The organism is Oleiphilus sp. HI0128 (genome assembly GCF_001635365.1).
This window is the reverse complement of record NZ_LWGG01001178.1, coordinates 1-1134: the sequence shown is the minus strand read 5'-3', so window position 1 is coordinate 1134 and position 1134 is coordinate 1. Positions and strand designations below refer to the sequence as shown.

The following is a 1134-nucleotide window of genomic DNA, read 5'->3' as shown; positions in this document are numbered from 1 at the left end:
GAGTTTGAATACCCCTTGGCAGAACGGGAAACGGTAATCATCTGTCAGGAATCCAATATCGACAAAGATACAGCCAAGAAGCTGGTTAGCCTGGGTGGGGATTTACGTCGCCTAAAAGACTATGACTTGGAAGAAGCGGCTTCGACCAGGCTGCTGATTTATACTGCGAAGATGATTAAGTCAGGGTTGGATGCTCGCGAGGCGTGTTTATCGTGCTTGGCTCAACCTTTAACCGACGAGACCGAAACTCTGGCTGCCATTGAACGCTTGGTCATGACCTATTTCTAGGGCACTAGCGAAAATAAACCTATGAGCATTGAGCAGGAAGTAAGTGCAGGGAAACATGTTCCCGGTGATATCGCTATATGGGTTCTGGTCTTTGCAGAGTTATTTGAATTTGGCTTGTTCTTTATCCTCTATATCGTTGCCAAAGTTCATAACCCGGAGCTATTCAAAACCGGCCCCTTAAGTCTTAATACCAGCGCCGGTATTTTAAATACCTTTATTTTACTGACGAGTAGTTACTTTATTGCCCGTTCAGTAAGAGCGATTCGCCTTGATAAAGCGCAAGAGAGCCGACGTTGGATATGGCTAACCTTAGCGTGCGCAGTGGGATACTGCCTAGTGAAAGCTTGGGAGTATAAATTTAATGAGCTTAACGGCATTGGAGTCGAAACTAATCTCTACTTTAGCGTTTATTACTACCTGACCTTCAATCATCTGCTGCATGTGTTTTTTGGGATGGCTGGTTTGCTGTGGGTACTAACCAGGTCTTACTTTGGGGCGTATTCTGCTAAGCAATATGCGGGTTTGGAGGCAGGTGCGTGTTACTGGCACATGGTTGATTTAGCCTGGATTATTATTTTTCCACTGATCTATGTGATGAGATAGCGATGATTCTACCTCTACCAAGCAAAAGGCACTTACTGCGAATTTGGCTGGCTTTACTGGCTTTGACCTTACTAAGCGTATTGACTGCTGAAACAGCGGACTTCGGTCAAATATCAGTGGTAATTGTCTGTGTTATTGTCACATTAAAAGGGCGGTTGGTGATCGATGAGTTCATTGGTTTGCGTCATGCACACCCGAAAATCAGGAAGGTCATGCTGGGGTACTTTTACTTGATCCCTACTT

Annotated in this window: 3 protein-coding genes; all 3 read left to right on the top strand. The window is 44.9% G+C overall.

All coding sequences use genetic code 11. From position 1 onward, the window contains the following. On the top strand, positions 1-288 hold a 288-nt coding region (locus A3763_RS19895; RefSeq protein WP_197483006.1), incomplete at its 5' end, for a CbbQ/NirQ/NorQ C-terminal domain-containing protein. Positions 289-309: 21 nt separating this feature from the next. Further along, a complete protein-coding gene (locus A3763_RS19890) occupies positions 310-891 on the top strand; it encodes a cytochrome c oxidase subunit 3 family protein (protein ID WP_068514311.1) in 582 nt (193 codons plus the stop codon). A gap of 2 nt (positions 892-893) precedes the next feature. Further along, on the top strand, positions 894-1134 hold a 241-nt coding region (locus A3763_RS19885; RefSeq protein ID WP_068760397.1), incomplete at its 3' end, for a cytochrome C oxidase subunit IV family protein.

Bases quoted from the DNA above. Each gene is read 5' to 3' on its own strand.
- A3763_RS19890 (WP_068514311.1), top strand. From the start codon at position 310: ATGAGCATTGAGCAGGAAGTAAGTGCAGGGAAACATGTTCCCGGTGAT.